The following is a 21,859-nucleotide window of genomic DNA, read 5'->3' as shown; positions in this document are numbered from 1 at the left end:
GCTTTTTTATTTTTTCATGCAGGATTTAATTGATGTCGAATTACATGGAGTAAAATGCCATTTAACCACTACCTTTGACGAATAGCTTCTAGTTTTGTCAGGGTAGAAGGAAGCCGAAAAAAGAAAGAGAATAATTATACTTAATAGAAATTGCTGGGAGGGTTTAATAGATGAATAAGCCATTGTCCGATAAGGAAAAGTTGATTTCAATGTTGTCAGAAATATACGATCAATTAGAAGAATTGGAAGTGGTGCTTGAAGCATCCTTCTCAGACCTGCGCAAAAGTTTAGACAAGAAAGAGCAGGCTAAGTTAATCGTATCAAAACAAAAACTAATGGGACTTGAACAGAGTATTGATAAAGTTAACTCCATATCTAATTTAGAGATTGCTTGTGCCAATCCAAATCATGTGTCTAGAGCCCTACAACTTGAATTGGGCTATTAATTGCCTATAAAATAATAGTAACGATTAAAGTAGCATAAAGATCTTTGCTACTTTTTATTTTTTAGGCTATGTTAAAGCTTATTGTTGATTTTGGCACAAGTTGATTGGAGCGAAGCGCCTGGAGCGGAAATCAACAGCCAAGTATAACAGAGCCATTTTTTAAAGAAAGGGTTTATTAAAAAGATGTCTGAAGAAATTATCCAATTAACGGAAAAACTTTTAGCTTATAATAGTTTATTCATGAAGTACTATCTAGAGGGAAGGGAGTCAGGGCTCAAGCATGATTTTCATGAAGTGATTAAGCCATTTGCAAATGAAGTTAAGGAAATAAATGACCAATGGAAACATGCCATGAAGAAATGGCTGTCTGAAACGGACCATAAACATCTTCATTTAAAGCAAATCGACACGACATCTGAACATATTGACCAGTTGTCAATTCAATCCTTTTTCCCGGAAACTAGCAAAACGAGATTTTTAAATGCAAATCGTACGGTTGAATTTTTCCTCTTGGAAATATTAAAAGAGGTTAAAAAATAGAAAAGAGATGCAGCTGCATCTCTTTAATTATTATTAAGAATGTTCGATGAGGGAGTTTTCATTATCCGTTTCAGGTATTACCGCGCCTTGTTTTTCAAGTTCACGGACAAGAAGACGATATTCTTTAATGTTAATATCGTTTTGAATATACGCTTTCTTAGCAAAATCCATTAATGTATTAACATCATCTGGTGTATAATCCCGACTTTGAATAAATTTGCTTTTTAATTCGCGAATGTCCATATCTATTAGCTCCTCCTTCATCCTTTTTTCTATCGTATCACGAAAATAAAGGATTCCTAGTTTTTAAAATATTTAAACTTCAGACAAAATTCTCGTCATTTTGACATAATTATTGTTTTTCAAAAGAATCACCTTTCCTCTCTCTCCTTCATAATGTGTAGTAGATAAAAAAGCGGAGGAGATGTTTGCCCATGTTTGGCAAAAAAAGGCCAGCTAATTACCTCAATTATGAATATTCGGGGCAAATGATGCAGCAAGGTCCAGTTGGTCAGATCAGGAATCAGCAGCTTTTTAATAGTAATCAACCCTTCCATTACCAAGCTCAGCCCCAAAACTATGATTGGACCGCTTATCAACAACCCAATCAACAAATTCCTTATTACCCGCCAGTGTACCAGCAATATGGTCAAAACTATCAACCTGGCTACGTTTCTCAAAATACGCCATACAATAGCCAGCCATTTTCGCAAAAAGATTCGCAATTCCTATTCCAGAACCCTTTACAGCCACAGGAAGAAATAGTGCAAAAACCACAGTATATGCCCATGAATGGTTATCCAGTGATGAACCCTTATCCTAAGCAAAGTGCAACCCCAAAACAGCAAGGAGGGGTCCAATCGTTTATGAATTCCTTCAAGTCCCAAGATGGATCAGTGGATATAAATAAAATGGTGAATACAGCAGGTCAAATGATGAATGCTGTTAACCAAGTATCATCACTTGTAAAGGGATTTGGTGGAATATTTAAGGCTTAATAAAAAGCTCAGTTGATTGGAGCGGAAGGCGCGAAGACTCCTGCGGGAGGACAGGGCAGGGGAGACCCCCCAGGCGCTTAGCGCCAAAGGAGGCTCCCCGGACCGCCCGCGATCCGCACGCGCCTGGAGTGGAAATCAACAGCTAAGTTTTAACAGCAAAAAGACGGCTTTTTTACTAGCCGTCTTTTCATATGGAAAGGAAATGGAATTTAGTCTTCGATATCAATAATTTTCCCTTTTTCCTGTGGAATGCGGATTTTTAATAAACCATCACGATAGGATGCTTTCACTTTCTCTTCATTAATCGTATGCGGCAGTGAAACCGTTCTTGATGATTTTTGGCGTAAGTATTTACGTCGATATAAATGATTGATTTCGTCTTCCTCGGTTTCAAGTTCGTTATTTTCCACAGAAATAGTTAAATAATTTCCAGAAATGTTTAAATGAATTTGCTCTCTTTTTATCCCTGGCAGTTCTGCAGAGATGATGTATTCCCCACCTGTTTCAATCGTGTCAACATGAAAGATCGATCCAGATGGAAATGGATTTTTAAAAAAATCATCGATTGATTGTAGGAAGCCTTTGATTGGTTTTTCATTGAAAAAGTCGTTCATCGATTTAATTAACTCACCAAAAGCTTCTGTTTTCGGCTTTTTAGGGTCATTCTTATCACTCGGTACCTTAGATGACATTAAGTTCCCCTCGCTTTCCAATATTTCACTCACTATTATATGCTGGGTTAACTGGGTAGGTGCCGTCATCAAATGGCAATAATTTTATGAACGATTTATTACAGTTGCTTTAAATGTGATGTAAATCACATTAAATATTTTGGTCGATTAGTATAGTAAAGCAGAAATAAAATCGAAAGTGAGGAACTAAAATGTTCTGTTATCAATGTGCACAAACTCCATCTGGCGGCTGTAATGTCATCGGTGTGTGTGGTAAAGATGAAACCATTGCTAGCTTACAAGACACGATTATTTTTGCATTAAAAGGAATTGCGGCCTATCGAACCCATGCTAATCAATTAGGATATACAGATCCTTTTGTCGATGCCACCACCCATGAAGCCCTTTATTTGACTTTAACGAATTCAAATTTTAATGTTCAAGAACATATCGACATGGCGATGAAAGTTGGCCAATCAGCAGTCCACGTAATGGAAATGCTAGATGAAGCTCATACAAAGCGTTTAGGCATCCCTGAGCCAATCCGGGTCAGCCAAAACAAAATTGAAGGAAAATGTATTATTGTTACAGGTCACAACTTATTTGCTTTAGAGGAACTATTAAAGCAAACAGAGGGAAAGGGTATCAATATCTATACGCACTCTGAAATGCTACCTGCGCACGGCTACCCAGCATTGAAGAAATATACTCATCTAAAAGGGAATATCGGAAAAGCTTGGTACGACCAGCGACGACTTTTTGAAAATTTCCCTGGAGCGATTCTAGCAACGACCAACTGTGTAATGCCAATTAAAGGGTCATATGCAGACAGGATGTTTACATATGAAGTAGCAGGTCTTGAAAATGTAGAGAAAATTATTAATGATGATTTTACACCATTAATTAACCGAGCTTTAGAGCTTCCTGAAGCAGCAATTGATTCCGAAGAAACATTGTTAACAGGGTTCCATCATGAAACGGTTCTAGGCTTAGCACCTGAAGTAATTGATGCAGTCAAAGCTGGTAAAATCAAGCGATTCTTTGTTATCGCAGGCTGTGATGCACCGGGACCTGGCGGAAATTATTATCGTGAACTTGCCACTTCACTACCGCCAGAGACTGTTATATTAACAACCTCTTGTGGAAAATTCCGCTTTAATGACGTGGATTATGGTGTGGTGCCGGGAACCAATATTCCACGGTATATAGATTTAGGTCAATGCAATAACTCTGGATCAACTGTTAAGATTGCTTTAGCACTTGCAGATGCATTTGGATGTGAAGTGAATGAACTGCCGGTCAGCATCGTGTTATCTTGGTTTGAACAAAAAGCAGTTGCTATTTTGCTTGGTTTATTTAGCTTAGGGATCCAGGATATCCGCATTGGCCCGAAGCCGCCTGAATTTATCTCTGAAGGGGTATTACAGGTCCTTCAGGACACCTTTAATCTAAAATTGATTGGAACAGCTAAAGAAGACATGGAAGACATGTTACAGCTCTCAATTAAATAAATAAAATAAAACCGCAGCATAGATTTGCTGCGGTTTTTAATGTATTAGATTAGATTAATTTCTTCCATTAGAATTTCAACATCTACGATCATGTTGCCTTCTTCATCTACTTCTATTAATTCATCTTTTTTCATTTTTGTTAGCGTTCTGCTTATGGTTTCTCTTGTCGTGCCGATCATATTGGCAAGATCCTTATTCGTGAATTCTGACTTTAAAAGGATCGTACCATCTTCTTGTTCTTTACCATGCTTCTGGGCGAGCCGAATCAGTAGTTTAATAATTTGTTCGTATGTGTTATTGAGAATCTGTTCTTCTAAACGATTTTGCAAATCAACGATTTTTTCTCCTAATACTTTAAAAACTTTAATACATAGTTCAGGGTTTTCAATCAGTACAGTTTCAAATTTTGAAATTGGAACAGCAATAAGAGTGGAGGATTCAAGTACTTCTGCATAGGCTGGGTATTCGCCTTTTCTGAAAAAACCTACATGGGGAAACATCTCACCTTTTTTAGCAATGGCGACGATTTGTTCTTTGCCATTAATGTCACTTTTATAAATTTTAATTTTTCCTTCATAAATAAAATAGACATTTTCAAGCGGGTCACCTTGGAGAAACACATGACTATGTTTTTTCCATTCCCTAGCAATTGCGATGTCAGAGATTTTTGCTATTTCAAAATCATTCATTTCACGAAAAAGGGTAAAATCAGCGAGCACCCTTTTAATTTCTTCAATTTTCATCCAATCACCTTCAAATATAGATTCCGTTACTATCTATTGTAACAAAAATTCTAGCAATAGTTTAAGGTTATTGATATTTATTGGTTAAGTAGAATTTAAAGTATATTCTTACGCTTGGAAAAAAGTACTAGGCATATAAGAAATAAAAAAGTCGTTTTTTCTTTTGTTGCGAACGTTCATTCGTTAAAATAGAAGTAATGAGGTGAGGAAGCATGAAGTTAAGAAAAAGCCTGCAAGAAATTTTGTCAGACTTAAAAATAAATGATCAATTTAAGGAAAATATCGTTACATGGCACACCATCGAGGAAAAGCCGGCCCAAACAGTCCAGATGCCAAGAGACCTTCATCCGGTTTTAAAGTCTGCTCTTAAGAGCAAGGGGATTGAACAACTTTATACACATCAAAAATCAGCCTATGAAAAAATTATTAAGGGGAAAAGTATCGTTGCTGTTACCCCTACAGCTTCAGGAAAAACCCTTTGCTATAACCTTCCAGTTTTACAATCGATTCTAGCAAATCCAAGTACACGAGCTCTTTATATGTTTCCTACAAAAGCACTTGCTCAGGATCAAAAGAGTGAAATCAATGAAATTATTCAAGCGGCTGGCGTAGAGATTAACAGCTATACGTACGACGGGGATACACCAGCTAATATTCGTCAACGAGTAAGACAGGCAGGGCATGTGGTTATTACTAACCCAGATATGCTCCACTCAGCCATACTGCCACATCATACAAAATGGGTTTCTTTGTTTGAGAACCTTAAATTTGTTGTCATCGATGAACTTCATACCTATCGAGGTGTTTTTGGCAGTCATGTGGCCAATGTGATCAGAAGGTTGAAGCGTATTTGTAAGTATTATGGGAGTAACCCTGTATTTATTTGTACGTCAGCAACCATTGCTAATCCACTTGAACTCGCAGAAACCCTAACAGAAGAAAAGATGAACCTGATTGATAATAATGGGGCCCCTAGTGGTACAAAGCATTTTCTATTCTATAATCCACCTATTGTAAACAAACCATTAAACATTAGAAGAAGTGCCACACTTGAGGTTCGGAAAATTGCGGGTGAACTTTTAAAAAATAAAATTCAAACCATCGTTTTTGCGAGAAGCAGAGTTAGAGTCGAAATCATTTTGACCTATTTGCAGGAATTAGTAAAGAATCAGTTGGGAGCAAAATCCATAATGGGCTATCGGGGCGGGTATCTACCCACCGAACGAAGGAAGATTGAAAAAGGGCTTCGTTCAGGTGATATATACGGTGTGGTCAGTACGAATGCACTTGAACTAGGAGTGGATATTGGGCAGTTGCAAGTGTGTATCATGACAGGCTACCCTGGTACGATATCCAGCGCATGGCAGCAGGCTGGAAGAGCGGGAAGAAGGCATGGAGAAGCCCTAGTTATTATGGTTGCAAGCTCCAGTCCCCTAGATCAATACATCATCCAGAATCCGGATTACTTTTTTAACAAAAGCCCTGAAACAGCAAGGATTAATCCTGATAATTTAATTATTTTAATCGATCATATGAAATGTGCTGCCTATGAACTCCCTTTTAAAGCGGGTGAGCATTTTGGAAGTGTAGAAACAGAGGAACTACTAGAATATTTAACAGAAGAACGTGTCCTTTATCATAATGGCGGGAAATGGTATTGGATGAATGATTCTTTTCCAGCACATAACATTAGTTTAAGGTCTGCATCACAAGAGAACGTGATTATCGTTGATCAGTCAGATGTTGCGAATGTAAAAGTAATTGGAGAAATGGATCGTTTTTCAGCGATGACTCTTCTCCATGATGAAGCAATTTATTTACATCAAGGGACTCAATTCCAGGTAGAAAAGCTTGATTGGGAAGAGAAAAAGGCGTTCGTTAGGGAAGTCGATGTAGACTATTTTACTGATGCCAATTTAGCGGTTCAATTAAAAGTACTGGAAGTAGACAAACTTGAATCAAAAGATGATGCTGAATTCGGTTATGGGGATGTTAGTGTAAGGGCGATGGCCACAATTTTTAAGAAAATTAAATTCGAAACCCATGAAAATATAGGGTCTGGACCGATCCATTTACCGGAAGAGGAGCTTCATACAAATGCGGCCTGGATTTCCTTAAACCATCCGATATCAGAAATGGGCCATGAGCGACTCGAACAGGGACTTGTCGGGACTGCGCATGCACTAAACCATATAGCTCCCTTATTCGTAATGGCCGACCCTCAGGATATTCATGTCATTCCGCAAGTAAAGGCAGACCATAACGAAAAGCCAACCATTTTCTTTTATGATCGCTACCCAGGCGGGATAGGATTAAGCGAGAAAATACACACAGGTATGTCGGAAGTATTTGAGGAAACAAAGAAAATGATTACTCGCTGTCAATGCGGATCCGGCTGCCCGTCATGTATTGGTACAGACACCGTTAGTGATACAGCAAAAAATGATACCTTAAAAATTATTGAAGCCTTTTTAAAACCCTTAATATAGGAGAAGGAAGATTAGCGATGTCGTTAAAAAATAAATTAAATCGTTTAAAACCACATCTTTCTGTTGGCGATCAATCTAAAAAAATTAGTACTCCTCCTTTAGCTGTTAACATTGAGGTTCCTTTCAAGGAACAATGGGAGCAAGAAAACGTTTATCCGTATTTTATGGATCAAAATTACTGTTTAATCAGAGAAGTGAAATATCCGCTCTCATATCAGCATGGTCATTACTGTTTTCGTGATTTTCTAACCGCGGTAGAAATATGGAACAAACAGCCCGTAAATCATCCTTTATCAGCAGAAGGGCATCAAGCGGAAGAATTATTCTTTTTTGATACTGAAACGACTGGACTTGGCGGTGGGGTCGGAAACACGATTTTTTTACTCGGCTATGCCAGCATTTCTGGTGATTCCCTTATCTTAAGACAACATATTTTACCGAATCCGGGGGCAGAGGTCCCTTTATATCAAAGCTTTCTAGAAAAAGTGAATTATAAAACGCTAGTTACCTATAATGGGAAGTCATTTGATTGGCCGCAGGTAAAAACAAGGCATACGCTCGTAAGAGAACATGTGCCAAAGCTGCCGCAGTTTGGGCATTTCGATTTATTTCATGCGGCTAGAAGGCTATGGAAGCATAAATTAGACCGTTTAAAGTTAGCTGTTGTGGAGAAAGAGGTTCTTGGGGTAGAAAGGGTAGATGATATTCCTGGCTTTTTGGCCCCGATGATTTACTTTGAGTTTATTGATAGTAAACAGCCTGATGGAATGCTTGGTATTCTAAAACATAATGAAATTGATATTTTATCGCTGGTTACCTTGTATACACATATAACCTTTCAACTATGTGGAACAGATACTTCTCAAACCAGACCCGAGTCCTTTGAGGTAGGGCGCTGGTTTGCTTCATTAGGAGAACAAAATGAAGCAGAAAAAGTTTTGACCAAGCTTGCAAATGGAAGTGATTTTACTTCCTATCAAGCAAAGCATGCTTTAGCTATACAACACAAAAAAGAACGCGACTGGGAAAGAGCACGGAAATTGTTTTCGGATGTTGTTGATTCGGGTGATAAACCAATGATGTTAGATGCATGCCTGGAGCTAACCAAGATCCATGAACATAGGCTAAAAGATTTTCAACTTGCGTTGGATTACTGTCAAAAAGCGATTATGATCGTATCCCAATTTGAAAAACTACCTAAAATTACAAATCAAAATAGCTTAGAACAACTCAAATTCCGTCTTAGCCGGTTAGAGCGAAAAAATGCAAAATAACCTGTCTGACTATTGTTTTTTGTAAAGTTCATCTAATTGCCACAAAATCAGTGAAAATTAATTTAAAAAACCAGCATTTCCATATTGTTTATCATAGTTGAAAGAGGTAAAATTTGAAATTGGATTGAGAAAAAAACGACTAACAAAACATTTGGAGCTGGTAACATGTATAAAGCGATTTTATTCTTATTTTTTATTGTCGTTTGTTTGACTGCAGTTATTTTTACGAGTTTAAAAGATAGCTTTTATTCTTTTTTATAGATGAAACATATGTCTAGGGTGGCAGCCCTTTTTTGAGCAAAACTAGGCATATCTGAACATATATAAATATTGAAAACATAGCAATGAACGTATTAAACCTAAAAAATAGGTATTTTCATTAGTACAAGAGTAATCCCTTCAACATAGGCTGTAATGTAAACAAATAATTGAAGGGAGACTTTTATATGTATCTTGGAACTAATTTTATGCCGCCAGTCATTCATCCGACTCAACAAATTGTGAACCATACGTTTTCAACGACAGTGGTTCCCCATATTCACCCTGTCCACACAACCACGGTGAATCACCATCTGTATCAACATAAACATTACTGTCCGCAAACTGCTTCTTGCGCTGAAGAGGTATGCAATCAACAAATTAACTGCTGTAACCCGTGTGCACCAAGCGCAGTGCCAGTACCATTGCCAGCAGCTAATGCTTTACCAAATGCTATGCCAGGAATGGGTGGTCCAGGCTTTGGACCAGGAGGCCCAGGTTTTGGACCAGGAGGCCCAGGTTTTGGACCAGGAGGCCCAGGCTTTGGACCAGGAGGCCCAGGTTTTGGACCAGGGGGCCCAGGTTTTGGACCAGGAGGCCCAGGCTTTGCACCAGGACCATTCATGGGTCCTAGACGTTAATTGAAGTAATGTCTTTTGCAGGGGCTTTTTAGCCCTTGTTTTTTAATTTTTATTTACTAATATGATATGCTTGTTTCATTCAAATGTTTGTCCATTTTAAAAAAATTTCTTGGTGAGGAGAACATTCTTTATGAAAGTTCTGGCCATTTCAGGTTATAAACCCTATGAATTAGGAATTTTTAAAAATGACCATCCATCGGTATTATTTCTCAAGGCTGCTATTAAAAAATCACTTATTCCAATGATAGACGAAGGATTAGAGTGGGTGCTGATTAGTGGACAATTAGGTGTGGAACTGTGGGCTGCTGAGGTAGTATTTGAACTACAATTGGAATTTCCAGATCTAAAATTAGCAGTAATAACGCCATTTTTAGATCAGCAAGCGTCTTGGAAGGAAAATAATCAGGAATGGTATGAGTCAGTCCTTGCACAAGCTGATTTCATTGATTCTGTTACAAAAAAAGGATATGAAAAGCCATGGCAATTTAGGCTGAAAAATCAATTTTTTGTAGAAAAAAGTGAGGGACTCCTCCTACTTTACGATCAGGAAAGGGATGGGAGCCCAAAATATCTATATGAAATGGCTCTTGAGTACCAAAAAAAACATCTATATCCGATTGAGCTAATTACATTTTATGATTTGCAGATGATTGTCGAGGAAGAACAAATGAAACTCGCTGACTTTTAACCTTATTAGTCATTTTTTTAAGTACAAATTCATATATTGAAATGATTTATCAAATCAAAAATTTAGCAAAACAAATGAAAATTGACAAAACTACATATTTTTGAAAAAATAATAGGTAGTGATTGGCGAATACTGAGGTGAATAGAATGCTGTCAGATAAAGTGAAATTAACAGCTAAGGATATTTTAGAAAAAGAGTTTAAGACTGGTGTACGCGGCTATAAACAAGAAGATGTTGATAAGTTTTTGGATTTAATCATTAAAGATTATGGAACATTTCATCAGGAGGTTGAAGATCTACAACAGGAAAATCTTCGGCTTCGGAAACAGCTTGAAGAAACTTCAAAAAGGCAGCCGGCAGCACAACCTGCGGGTACCACAAATTTTGATATCTTGAAACGATTATCCAATCTTGAAAAACATGTTTTTGGTAACAAGCTCTACGATTAACAGGATGTATTAAAATTTCCTAATAATAACCATTGAATTACCAGCGTGAAATACATATAATAAATTGTATTCATTAATAACGTTCGGGTAATCGCTGTAAGAAGCATTTGCATTCTTGCAGAGGAAAGTCCATGCTCGCACGAGCTGAGATGCTCGTAGTGTTCGTGCCTAGCGAATTCATAAGCTAGGGCAGCTGGGGCTAGCATCCAGTTGACGGCCGGGAAAATACCTAAGTCCTTTTGGGGATATGGTATGAATACCTATAAAAGTGCCACAGTGACGTAGCCTTTCCAGAAATGGAAAGGGTGGAACGGGTAAACCCCACGAGCGAGAAACCCAAATAATGGTAGGGGCACTTTCTCTGAGGAATTGAACAAGGAGAAGGACAGGTTCAAATCTGAGCCTGTAGATAGATGATTACCACCTAAGTACGAGACACAACCGTGTCGTTTGTAGTACACTGGTACAGAACATGGCTTACAGAACGTTATTAATGGGAAAGTATGCTGGATATTAAATCGCTCTCCTGATAAGGAGAGCTTTTTATTATTACGGGACATATTGCATTCGTTGTCGACTTTTTGTCAATAATGAAAGCGAATTAAGATTATTTTTATTAAACATAAACATACATACAAATGAATTAAGGGTGAAAAAATGGGAAATTATCAATTAATAGCTACGGCGGCAATGGGACTTGAAGCTTTAGTTGCCAAAGAAGTACGATCATTAGGATATGACTGTGAAGTTGAAAATGGCAAAGTCACCTACACTGGTGATGAATATGCGATAGCCCGCAGTAATTTATGGCTCCGAACAGCGGACAGAATTAAGATCAAGGTCGGAGAATTTAAGGCATATACCTTTGATGAATTATTCGAGAAAACCAAGGCACTTCCGTGGGAAAAATTCTTACCTGAAGACGCGGAATTTCCTGTGGTTGGTAAATCTGTAAAGTCAAAGCTCTTTAGTGTTTCTGATTGCCAGGCAATTGTTAAAAAAGCAGTGGTAGAACGAATGAAACAACATTATAAACGAAGTACCTGGTTTGAGGAAACCGGTGCTTATTTTCGCATCGAAGTCGCACTATTAAAAGATGTTGCTACGATCACCATTGACACTAGTGGACAAGGGCTTCATAAACGCGGCTATCGTCTCGATCAGGGGGAGGCACCCCTAAAGGAAACACTTGCTGCTGCACTTGTCTTACTCACCAATTGGAAGGCAGACCGTCCTTTTATGGATCCTTTCTGCGGCTCGGGGACTATTCCCATTGAAGCGGCAATGATAGGGCAAAATATCGCTCCAGGTTTTAACAGAGAATTTGTTTCTGAGCGTTGGAATTGGTTTTCTGCAAAGGTTTGGGAGGAAGCAAGAAATGAAGCAGAGGACCTTGCAAATTATGATCAACCATTAGACATATTAGGCACTGATATCGACCATAGAATGGTGAAGATTGCCCAAGAAAACGCCTTTGAAGCTGGATTCGCTGACTTAATTCATTTCAAGCAAATGCAGGTTAAAGATATTTCTACCAATAAACAGTACGGTGTCATAGTCGGAAATCCACCTTATGGTGAAAGACTAGGGGATAAAAAAGCGGTCGAACACATGTATAAAGAAATGGGTGAAGCATTCAATGCGCTTGATACATGGTCAATTTATATCCTGACTTCTAATGAACAGTTCGAACAATTTTATGGAAAGCCAGCGACTAGGAAGAGAAAGCTATTTAATGGCTTTATTCGTACTGACCTTTATCAATATTGGGGAAAGAAACCTCCTCGTCAAAATGATCTGAATCTAGAATAATCAATCGATTAATATACTTATGTTTGTGGTAACACATGAAAGTTTTTTGGGGAGGGTACTATGCAAAAACGCATGCCATTTGAGATTGCAAAAACTGAATCCTTTTATGATAAATTAGGTGAATGGATTGGTGACTTATTTTATGATATTTTGCCTGAAGCTGGATTCGAACTGAGAGATGAACAGATATTTATGGCTTTTCAACTTGAAAATGCCTACAAGGATAAAAAAGTAATGTTTGCAGAAGCAGGGGTTGGAACAGGGAAAACCATTGTATATTTGCTTTATGCGATTATGTATGCACGTTATACCAATCGTCCGGCTGTTATTGCTTGTGCGGATGAGACTTTAATTGAGCAGTTGGTTAAAAAAGAGGGAGATATCGCAAAGCTGGAGAAAATTCTTGGACTAGATATCGATGTCCGCTTGGCAAAATCGCGAGATCAATACCTGTGTTTAAAAAAGCTAGATCTGACCAGGAATACTGATTTTTCAGATGAAATTTCAGATATTTATGAAAAACTGCCTGATTTTGTTCATTCTGTTGGCTCCATGCAAACATTTGAAAGATATGGTGACAGAAGAGATTATCCAGCTTTATCAGATGAAAAATGGAGTGAACTTAATTGGGATGCTGTCCAAGATTGTTTTTCTTGTGAAAAGCGTCATCGGTGTGGGCTGACATTGCACCGTGATTATTATCGACATTCAGAGGATTTAATTATCTGTTCCCATGATTTTTATATGGAGCATATCTGGACAAAGGAATCAAGAAAGCGAGAAGGGCAGCTTCCGCTTTTACCTGAGCATTCTTCCGTTGTTTTTGATGAAGGACACCTGCTTGAATATGCAGCGCAAAAAGCATTGAGCTACCGGTTTACTGATTATACTTTAGAAACCCTGCTTACGAGGTTAATGGAAAATGAAGTACGTGAGAAGACCTTGTATACGATTGATGAGGCTTTATTAGATAACGAGGCATTTTTTGATGCGATTTCACAATTCTCCTCTCTTTCACAAGGTTCTGAAAAACAAATGATTACGAAGCATCCATTAGTATTAAAAACATGCAGAAAGTTACTTTCAACCCTTCAAGGATTAGAGGAGGAATTAGTGTTTGAAAGTGAGTTATATGTCATTAATGAGTACGATCTGAAAATTGTCGAGGAATATTTAGAGCAAATCACCTATTCGTTATCACTTTTTCTTCAGGAATTAAACGGAATCACTTGGTTCGAGGAAAAAGGGGGAGAACGCACACTGGTTATTATGCCTAAAATGGTCGAGGAAGTAATGAGGGAAGAAGTTTTCACTCAGAAAAAGCCGTTTATTTTCTCATCTGCGACGCTAGCAAATCAAAAGTCGTTCGACTATATTGCTTCTAGTATTGGCGTTGATGACTACTTATCTTTTTCAGTGACATCTCCTTTTGATTATGATGATAGGATGGAGCTTTACCTTCCAAAATTTAAAGATGCTGATTTTGAAGGGAAATTAGAATATATTTTAGAGGAAATTCGCAAATCAGAGGGACGCGCATTAGTTCTATTAAATAATAAAGAGGAATTGGCACAACTAAAGAAAAAGCTATCAGGAGCAGTCCCGTATCCAGTTTATTTTGAAGGCGATGAAGAAATAAGCACACTTGTTTCTAAATTTCAGAATGAAGAACATGCGATACTTTGTTCACTTCATCTATGGGAAGGTCTTGATATTCCGGGAAGATCACTTGAAAATGTCTTGATATTTTCACTTCCTTTTCCACCTAATGATCCTGTCTTTACCGCAAAAAAGGCCGGTGTAGATAACCCATTTACGGAAGTTGACTTGCCGTATATGCTTCTCCGCTTACGTCAAGGCGTTGGCCGCTTGATCAGGAGTGAAAAGGATCAAGGAACTGTTCATATTTTAATTGATGAAGATATCGACACAATTGTCTTACAGAAAATTAAAGAAGTATTGCCAACAGAGGCTAAAGATTGATAATCATGAAGAATAAACAAAAGCGGAAGGACCTATTGAGGGTTCTTCCGCTTTGTATTTTATCTACCTAATAATCGTAGGCCTTCAGGTGTCATTTTTTCTGGTGACCAGGCCGGCTCCCAGACAAGATTTACTTCAACTTTTTTAGTTTCTTCCATTCCTTCCACACAATAACGTACCCCGCTGGTTATGCTGCTTCTCGTTCAGCATCATTCCTACAAAAGGATATTGTTGAAACATTATTAACATGGCGTGCGGTGCCTGACACCATTTTCTTAATCGAAGTGTAGTATTATTGTTATTCTGTACTAAAGCAATCTTTAATTTACGGAAGCCAACCCACAAAGAAGGAGGAAAACTTCCTGTTAAAGATCTTTCAATTGACGAAGATTAATAGAAAAATCCGCAAAGGTCAGCTTTGCGGATTTTCTTTGTTCAAAATCAATATTTCGTGGCATTCAAAACAATAAATCTCTTTCTCCTCGGTATGGATACCGTTAAAGAAGCCATCTAAGCAATAAATTTCTTTACTGCAGGACTTACACTTTCCAATTAGTTCCTTCATAGTCATACCCCCTGTATTAACAAAATCATCAAATTTATTTTACAACAGAAACTCTTTCTGTTGTTCTTTTTATTCACTTGTGTTCAATATTTTGCATACTTTTCAGAATAATGTGTTAAAATTTAATGGGAATTAAAAGGGGGGATTGCTTTGAAATATGAACTATTAGAAAAAGAATTTCTAGATTATGTGAAAAAGATGTCTGCCTACAACGAAGCACTTGGATTAGTTTATTGGGATCTAAGAACTGGGGCCCCGAAGCAAGGGGTGGAACAGCGGTCCGAGGTAATTGGGATGTTATCGTCCGAAGTATTTAAAATGTCTACTTCTGAAGAGATGGCAGCATACATAGCTAATTTATCAAAACAATCACTTGCAGAAAAGACACGCAAAATCCTCGAAGAATGTAAAAAAGAATATGAAAGAAATAAAAAAATCCCAGCTGAAGAATACAAGGAATTTGTGATTCTCCAGTCAAAGGCAGAGAGTGTGTGGGAGGAAGCGAAGGGAAATTCGGATTTTGCCTCATTTAGTCCTTACTTAGAGAAGCTTGTCGCGATGACAAAAAGGTTTATCACTTATTGGGGTCATGAAGATAATAAATATGATGTGTTATTAGATATGTACGAACCTGGCATCACAATGAAAGTTTTAGATCAAGTATTTGGTGAATTAAGAGATAAAATAGTTCCTTTGGTTAAACAAATTTCAAAATCTCTACATAAACCAAAAACGGATTTTCTATTTGAAAAATTTCCAAAGGAAAAACAACGTGAATTTAGTTTGAAGATCCTTGACAAAATAGGTTATAACTTTCAAGCAGGAAGACTGGATGAAACCGTTCATCCTTTTGCAATTGGGTTAAATCCTGGCGATGTCCGCGTAACCACCAAATATGACGAAAACGACTTTCGGACAGCAGTTTTTGGTACGATTCATGAAGGCGGTCATGCTTTATATGAACAGAATGTTTCAAAAGACTTGATTGGGACTCCTCTTTGTTCAGGAACATCAACTGGAATTCACGAATCTCAGTCTCTTTTTTATGAGAACATCCTTGGACGAAGTTTACCATTTTGGAAAAATAACTACGATCTTTTAAAAGAGTATGCAAATGGTCAATTTGACCAAGTGGAAATTGAAGATTTCTACCGCGCTATAAACGAATCTAAACCCTCATTTATTAGAATTGAAGCAGATGAATTAACATACCCGCTCCATGTTATTATCCGCTATGAAATTGAAAAAGGCTTATTCAATGATGAGATCGATGTGAAGGATTTACCGACTATTTGGAATGACAAGTACGAAGAATACTTAGGAATTCGTCCTGAAAATGATGCACAGGGAGTTCTTCAAGATGTCCATTGGGCAGGAGGCAGCTTTGGTTATTTTCCATCTTATGCCTTAGGCTACATGTATGCAGCACAATTTAAGCATAAAATGATGGATAATCTTCCAAATTTTGATCAATTAGTCGAAGACGGTACCATTCTGCCGATAAAAGAATGGCTGACCGAAAATATTCACCAATATGGAAAAATGAAAAAACCGCTTGAAATCTTACAGGATGTTACAGGAGAGGGCCTAAATCCTAAATATTTAATTGATTATCTTTATGAGAAATATAGAAAGATTTATTTGTTAAATGAAAAAGGCTTATTGTGATTAAAGCAATGTAACAATGAAACAAAAAAGGCTTCAATCGATGAGATTGAAGCCTTTTCTGCGGATCTATTAATTGCTATTTACTCCAAGTCTGAAATCCTTTTGAACCTGGAGGGGCATTTTGAATAATATCGATAAACGGAATCGTGTAAGCAAAAAGAATAAGGGCTGCTGCAATTCCAAGCCACAATTTCCAGTTTTCAAATACCATTGGTGCTTTTTCTTCAAGATTTTCTGCAACAGCAACAGGGAATTCTTCTTCCCCTTTTGGAGCAAAGAAGGCAAGATTGATAAATATGATAATAACCAGAATAATTCCTAGGAATAAAATAGTCCCGCCGACTGCTTGAGCGATTTGATAAGGAATCCATTCTGCTGCTTGCTTTGCCCCGCCGTATGTAGAGAAAGCGGAACGTCTTGGGCCGCCAAGAAGACCTTGGAAGTGCATTGCACCTGACATGAATGCCATTCCAATAAACCAAACCCATGCTTGGATTATTCCTAATTTATTCATTGCCTTTGTCAATTTACGTCCAGTTAAATGTGGTACCAACCAATAGGAGATTCCAAAGAACGTTAATACAACCGATGTTGCAGCAGTTAAATGGAAGTGACCTGTCACCCAAATAGTATTATGAACTACCTGGTCCATTTGGTTGGATGCATTGATAATACCGCCAGCTCCAGCAGGAATAAATGATGCCATACCAATAAATGGAACTGTGAAACGAGCATCTCCCCATGGCAGAACCTTAAACCAGCCAAACAGTCCTTTTGCTCCTTTTGAGCGACCATATCTCTCGAAGGTTGCGAAAAGAGAGAAGGCAGTCATTAACGATGGAATAATAACCATGAATGTTAAGATAACCTGTAAGAACTTCCAGGCAGGGTCAATACCTGGCTCTGTTAATTGATGGTGAAAACCAACCGGAATCGAGAATAGCAGGAACAAAATAAATGACAAACGTGCTAATGAATCAGAGAAAATTTTCCCACCAATAATTTTCGGGATAATTGCATACCAACACATATATGCAGGCAATAACCAGAAATAAACAAGTGGATGCCCAAAATACCAGAATAAAGTCCGACTTACTAACACATCAACAGTATCAACTAATCCAAGCGACCAAGGAAGTAATTGGAATAATACGGTTGCTGCAACTCCAAGAGTAGCGATAATCCACATGACTGTATTTATAATAGCCATAAAGCTTAATAACGGACTTGGCTGTCCAGGATTATTCTTCCTCCATTTTGCATAGGTCATGATTTGTGAGGCACCATCAATCCAGCTTCCTATAATGACGAAGGTTAAGCCTAAGTAAAATATCCAATGGGCTTTAAGTGGTGCATAAAAAGTGTAAAGTACGGATGCTTCCTTAAGTAAAACCATGGTAGCCGCCATTAAGGTACCGACTAACATGATCCAAAAACCGATCCAGCCAGTGCGGCGAGCAGCATTTGAATGCCCGCCAGTGGTTCTGCTTACAGCAGCATACTGAAATCCCATAATAAAAAATGTCGTTAAAACCAATCCCATTAAAACACCATGGACGGTTAAGATTTGGTAGTAATCAATTCCCCATGGAAGTTCCCATTTACCAGAACGGACAAGGGTTTGTAATAGCCCCATTAAACCACCAAGTGCAAGTGCGGAGAAGGCAACAAAAAAGTGGGCCATTGAAAGCTTTGCATCACGAGGATCAACTTTTACTTTTGCTGCTGTCGAGTTAGCCATTATTTTACCACCTCAATCATCGAACTCATTAAATGGTGCCCAGCACCACAATATTCATTACAAACAATTAAATATTCACCAGCTTTATCAAACGTGGTTGTATATTCGCTGACATAACCAGGTTCAAGCATCATGTTAATATTTGTTCCAGCTACTTCAAACCCGTGGACAACATCTTTGGTTGTAGCAATAACTTTTATCTTTGCCCCAACTGGTACTTCCACTTTCACTGGATTATAGGAGAACGCTGCAGCTGCATATACTAATTCATAGTCCCAATTTTTACCTTCAACCTTATGTAATCCTGGTTTATCAAATGGTTTTGTTTGATCGACCTTATCCACATTAATTGTAGTTAAACAACTTGGCGGCTTGTTACCAAGATAGAATGCGCTTACACCCACAACTGTCAAAAATACAACAAGTGCACTAATTCCGAAAGTTAGCCAAATCTTCTCGAACTTATGCATATGCATAATTCTTTCCCCCTTCAATTATTAAAAGCGTTCAACAAATAGGTAATAGACACTTACCCAAGTGACAACAATAAAAGCTCCCAAAAAGAAAACGGACGCTAATGTCCCTTTAAGAGAAGAGCTGTCTTCGATTTCTGTTTTTTGGTTTGTTTTAAGTTCCGCCTTCGTCATCAACCTGCACTCCCTTCAGAGTAGTTAAAATAAATGATTAGTCCTCTTTCATAATACAAAACAAATGTGAAGAAAAAATAACAAAATTAGCGGTTCACAAAATGTTCATTCCTAAGATATCTACTATGTTAATATTATAAAATTGATGTAACAGTGATTTATATCACAATTGCCAGGGGGTATTTGTGACTAAAATGTGAACTATCACACTTTACCTGTGATTAAAGTAATTGAATAATCATTCACACACGAAATTAACCACCCTTTTTGAAATGAATGTCACACTTTGGAATCCTATAAATATGATATTAAGAAATTCATATTTTCCTTCAGAAAAGAGTGTGTTTTTGTGGAAAAATATTATTGTGATAATTGCCGCCTTTTGTATGACCAGGTAGAAATCTGTAAAATCTGCGGAACATTAGTAAAAAATAAAATTAAAATTGAAGTTCAAAAACAACCCGATAAAAAATAAGTTGAAAAAACATTTATAAGCATTTTTCTTGCTGTTTATTAAGAACTTCTGAACTGGAAATCATTAGTTAATGAATGAAATCAGTATCCATTATATAATTTAAGAGCACAGCAACAACCTTCAAAACGTTTGCTTCCCAGAGTGGAAACTTTTGGTTTCCTCTTCATATAGGGAAGCTTTTTTTTGCTTTCTGAAACTCTTGAATAAAAACCTTTAAACTGGAAAAAATACCCTTACATAGATTGAAGGAGCAAAAACATGCCTACAATTATTTCAGTTTCAGAGGTTATTCCCCCTTTTGAAGTTAACCAAAATCAAGCTTTGGAATTTGCACGAGAGCTTTTCTCAGATTCCTTTAAGGATATTGAAAGACTTTTACGAGCTTTTCAAAATGGACAAATTGAAAAAAGACATTTTGTTAAAAATCTCGATTGGTTTAAAGAAGACCATACTTTTGAAGAAAAAAATTCTGCATATATTGAATCTGCTGTGACACTTGGAAAAGAAGCAATCGAGAAGTGTTTAAATAATAAGGATTACTTAAAGCGAAATATTAATTATCAAGAAATTGACATCATTTTTTTTATTTCAACCACGGGGATGGCCACACCTAGTATCGAAGCTAGAATCATGAATCTCCTCCCGTTTAATTCACATACTAAGAGGGTACCTATTTGGGGACTTGGCTGTGCAGGCGGTGCTGCTGGTCTATCGAGAGCCTATGAATATTGTCTTGCCTTTCCAAAAGCAAAGGCCTTAGTACTCTCAGTTGAGCTTTGCAGCCTAACGTTTCAGCGCAACGATCTTTCGAAAAGTAATTTAATCGGAACTTCTTTGTTTGCCGATGGTGTAGCCTGTGCCTTGGTTTGTGGTGATGATTCATACTCTTCAGATTTCAGGAAGAAGCCGACTTCCCCCTCCATCATTGCTACACAGTCCACTCTTATGCCGAACTCTTTAGATGTGATGGGCTGGGCTATTAGGAGCACGGGGCTGTTTGTTGTATTTTCTCGAGATATCCCCCAGATCATAGAGGATTGGTTAAAGCCGAATGTAAGTGGATTTTTAGGTGAACATCAAATCAATCTTGAACAAATTGACTATTTTATTGCTCATCCGGGTGGGAAAAAAGTGATAGATGCCTATGTAAAATCATTAGAGTTACCTCCATCCATGACTGACGTTTCACTTGAAGTGTTAAAACAATTTGGGAATATGTCTTCAACAACGATATTTTATGTGCTGAAACGTTACATGGAGATGGATATTCCTCAGGATGCTTTAGGACTTGGTACCGCGCTTGGACCTGGTTTCAGTTCCGAACTGCTTTTATTTAGGTGGGAGTAAAATGAAAGACATTATCTCATTTCTGATATTAGTTGGATTCATCGGCCTTCAGCGGATTGTTGAGCTAAGAATAGCAAACAGCAATGAAAAGTGGATGAAGAAACGTGGGGCCATTGAATTTGGCGAAAAACATTATCGATATATGGTAACGATGCATTCGCTGTTTTTTATTTTCTTAAGTTGTGAAAAAATTTTCATGAATTTGGGTCTATCTCCTTTAAGGGGCATCCTAATAATTGTTTTTCTTATAGCCCAGCTATTAAGAATATGGGCGATTGCATCACTAGGAAGGTTTTGGAATACAAAAATTATTGTCTTAAGAAATGCAAATGTGATTAGAAAGGGACCATACCGTTTTATCAGACATCCCAATTATTTTGTTGTTGCGGTTGAACTGGCTGTTGTTCCATTGTTGTTCAACGCTTATTTTACAGCTAGTTTATTTACGATATTAAATATCATCGTGCTTAGGATTCGTATACCTGAGGAGGAACAGGCGCTTAGGGAGCTGACGGAATATGAAGGGACATTTCAGGATTGTAATCGTTTTCTACCTAAAGTTGTTAAATAATTGTGACAGTTAGAAATGGGCTATTGAAAATGATTATCACCTATGTTAAACTTTGGTTATCGATGAAAATCATTCTCAATGAAGTCTGATAAGGAAGGTGTTACAATTGACTTTTGCTTTAGTTGGTGGAACGGTTATTATTTATGCATTTGTCATGAAGCACGTCTTAAAAAACGTTACACATTAAATTAATATGTATTTTGAGAGCCAGGGTCTTGCACCTTGGCTTTTTATCATTTTTGGAAGAAATTTGTTTTAAGTAAAAGAAGTGTCAAGATAGGAAAAATTTGAATTATCGTATAAAATAAAAAATATTACAAAGTTGCTAAGGGGATTAAGTAA

21 protein-coding genes, 1 other RNA gene and 1 pseudogene are annotated in these 21,859 nt (G+C 37.5%); 16 read left to right on the top strand and 7 right to left on the bottom strand.

The window, feature by feature from the left end; genetic code table 11:
- The first annotated feature begins 170 nt into the window (after positions 1-170).
- The gene (locus ACSU6B_RS13975; RefSeq protein ID WP_410886051.1) at positions 171-446 is read left to right on the top strand and encodes a hypothetical protein; all 276 of its coding nucleotides are present in this window, start codon (positions 171-173) and stop codon (positions 444-446) included.
- Between the two features lie 183 nt (positions 447-629).
- The gene (locus ACSU6B_RS13970) at positions 630-986 is read left to right on the top strand and encodes a DUF1798 family protein (protein ID WP_168244887.1); all 357 of its coding nucleotides are present in this window, start codon (positions 630-632) and stop codon (positions 984-986) included.
- Between the two features lie 33 nt (positions 987-1,019).
- Here ACSU6B_RS13970 and yppF read toward each other — a convergent pair whose 3' ends face one another.
- Entirely contained in the window at positions 1,020-1,229 is a 210-nt protein-coding gene (yppF, locus tag ACSU6B_RS13965; protein WP_098931669.1) for a YppF family protein, read from the bottom strand.
- 191 nt (positions 1,230-1,420) lie between these two features.
- On the opposite strand from yppF, the gene ACSU6B_RS13960 reads away from it, so the two are divergent.
- Positions 1,421-1,984, top strand: a complete 564-nt coding sequence (locus tag ACSU6B_RS13960) for a YppG family protein (RefSeq protein ID WP_410886048.1) — start codon at positions 1,421-1,423, stop codon at positions 1,982-1,984.
- A gap of 209 nt (positions 1,985-2,193) precedes the next feature.
- Here the strand turns inward: ACSU6B_RS13960 and ACSU6B_RS13955 are convergent, their stop codons facing one another.
- Entirely contained in the window at positions 2,194-2,676 is a 483-nt protein-coding gene (locus ACSU6B_RS13955) for an Hsp20/alpha crystallin family protein (RefSeq protein WP_410886046.1), read from the bottom strand.
- Positions 2,677-2,867: 191 nt separating this feature from the next.
- On the opposite strand from ACSU6B_RS13955, the gene hcp reads away from it, so the two are divergent.
- Positions 2,868-4,166, top strand: coding sequence for a hydroxylamine reductase (gene hcp / locus ACSU6B_RS13950; protein WP_410886044.1), 1,299 nt, complete (start codon positions 2,868-2,870; stop codon positions 4,164-4,166).
- Between the two features lie 44 nt (positions 4,167-4,210).
- On the opposite strand, the gene ACSU6B_RS13945 is transcribed toward hcp, so the two are convergent.
- Entirely contained in the window at positions 4,211-4,909 is a 699-nt protein-coding gene (locus ACSU6B_RS13945) for a Crp/Fnr family transcriptional regulator (protein WP_410886042.1), read from the bottom strand.
- A gap of 212 nt (positions 4,910-5,121) precedes the next feature.
- On the opposite strand from ACSU6B_RS13945, the gene ACSU6B_RS13940 reads away from it, so the two are divergent.
- The 9 genes and pseudogenes from ACSU6B_RS13940 to ACSU6B_RS13900 all read left to right on the top strand — a co-directional run.
- Entirely contained in the window at positions 5,122-7,398 is a 2,277-nt protein-coding gene (locus ACSU6B_RS13940; RefSeq protein WP_410886040.1) for a DEAD/DEAH box helicase, read from the top strand.
- Positions 7,399-7,415: 17 nt separating this feature from the next.
- Positions 7,416-8,672 (top strand): ribonuclease H-like domain-containing protein, encoded by a 1,257-nt coding sequence (locus ACSU6B_RS13935; RefSeq protein WP_410886038.1) that lies wholly within the window; start codon positions 7,416-7,418, stop codon positions 8,670-8,672.
- A 446-nt stretch (positions 8,673-9,118) separates the two neighbouring features.
- Positions 9,119-9,571, top strand: a complete 453-nt coding sequence (locus tag ACSU6B_RS13930) for a CotD family spore coat protein (RefSeq protein WP_410886036.1) — start codon at positions 9,119-9,121, stop codon at positions 9,569-9,571.
- Positions 9,572-9,701: 130 nt separating this feature from the next.
- Positions 9,702-10,259, top strand: coding sequence for a DUF1273 domain-containing protein (locus ACSU6B_RS13925; RefSeq protein ID WP_214712116.1), 558 nt, complete (start codon positions 9,702-9,704; stop codon positions 10,257-10,259).
- 146 nt (positions 10,260-10,405) lie between these two features.
- Positions 10,406-10,708: a cell division regulator GpsB gene (gene gpsB / locus ACSU6B_RS13920; RefSeq protein WP_066257064.1), complete on the top strand. Its 303-nt coding sequence runs from the start codon at positions 10,406-10,408 to the stop codon at positions 10,706-10,708.
- Between the two features lie 79 nt (positions 10,709-10,787).
- Positions 10,788-11,193, top strand: an RNA gene (gene rnpB, locus ACSU6B_RS13915) — RNase P RNA component class B.
- Between the two features lie 172 nt (positions 11,194-11,365).
- Entirely contained in the window at positions 11,366-12,520 is a 1,155-nt protein-coding gene (locus ACSU6B_RS13910) for a THUMP domain-containing class I SAM-dependent RNA methyltransferase (protein ID WP_410886034.1), read from the top strand.
- 60 nt (positions 12,521-12,580) lie between these two features.
- Positions 12,581-14,503, top strand: coding sequence for an ATP-dependent DNA helicase (locus tag ACSU6B_RS13905; protein WP_410886032.1), 1,923 nt, complete (start codon positions 12,581-12,583; stop codon positions 14,501-14,503).
- A gap of 185 nt (positions 14,504-14,688) precedes the next feature.
- Positions 14,689-14,897: pseudogene (locus ACSU6B_RS13900) on the top strand (hypothetical protein); the annotation flags it as partial.
- A gap of 18 nt (positions 14,898-14,915) precedes the next feature.
- Here the strand turns inward: ACSU6B_RS13900 and ACSU6B_RS13895 are convergent.
- The gene (locus tag ACSU6B_RS13895) at positions 14,916-15,068 is read right to left on the bottom strand and encodes a hypothetical protein (protein WP_168244870.1); all 153 of its coding nucleotides are present in this window, start codon (positions 15,066-15,068) and stop codon (positions 14,916-14,918) included.
- Between the two features lie 144 nt (positions 15,069-15,212).
- Between ACSU6B_RS13895 and ACSU6B_RS13890 the strand changes: the two genes are divergently transcribed.
- Positions 15,213-16,736: a carboxypeptidase M32 gene (locus ACSU6B_RS13890; RefSeq protein WP_410886167.1), complete on the top strand. Its 1,524-nt coding sequence runs from the start codon at positions 15,213-15,215 to the stop codon at positions 16,734-16,736.
- A 76-nt stretch (positions 16,737-16,812) separates the two neighbouring features.
- Here ACSU6B_RS13890 and ACSU6B_RS13885 read toward each other — a convergent pair whose 3' ends face one another.
- Genes ACSU6B_RS13885 through ACSU6B_RS13875 form a run of 3 tightly spaced genes read right to left on the bottom strand, consistent with a single transcriptional unit; the run spans position 16,813 to position 19,124 of the window.
- On the bottom strand, positions 16,813-18,477 hold the full coding sequence (locus ACSU6B_RS13885; RefSeq protein ID WP_410886030.1) for a b(o/a)3-type cytochrome-c oxidase subunit 1: 1,665 nt from the start codon (positions 18,475-18,477) through the stop codon (positions 16,813-16,815).
- A complete protein-coding gene (locus tag ACSU6B_RS13880) occupies positions 18,477-18,953 on the bottom strand; it encodes a cytochrome c oxidase subunit II (RefSeq protein ID WP_410886028.1) in 477 nt (158 codons plus the stop codon). Before ACSU6B_RS13880 ends, ACSU6B_RS13885 begins: the two co-directional genes overlap by 1 nt.
- A gap of 21 nt (positions 18,954-18,974) precedes the next feature.
- Positions 18,975-19,124 carry a cytochrome c oxidase subunit 2A gene (locus ACSU6B_RS13875; RefSeq protein WP_410886026.1) on the bottom strand — a complete coding sequence of 50 codons (150 nt, stop codon included), beginning with the start codon at positions 19,122-19,124 and terminating at the stop codon, positions 18,975-18,977.
- A gap of 733 nt (positions 19,125-19,857) precedes the next feature.
- Here ACSU6B_RS13875 and ACSU6B_RS13870 point away from each other — a divergent pair.
- On the top strand, positions 19,858-20,946 hold the full coding sequence (locus tag ACSU6B_RS13870) for a type III polyketide synthase (protein WP_410886024.1): 1,089 nt from the start codon (positions 19,858-19,860) through the stop codon (positions 20,944-20,946).
- 1 nt (position 20,947) lies between these two features.
- The gene (locus tag ACSU6B_RS13865) at positions 20,948-21,517 is read left to right on the top strand and encodes an isoprenylcysteine carboxyl methyltransferase family protein (RefSeq protein WP_410886022.1); all 570 of its coding nucleotides are present in this window, start codon (positions 20,948-20,950) and stop codon (positions 21,515-21,517) included.
- The last annotated feature ends 342 nt before the right edge of the window (positions 21,518-21,859 follow it).

Origin of the sequence: Neobacillus sp. C211 (genome assembly GCF_051842875.1) — a bacterium.
GTDB lineage: Bacteria > Bacillota > Bacilli > Bacillales > Cytobacillaceae > Neobacillus.
This window is presented reverse-complemented; position numbering and strand designations above follow the sequence as displayed.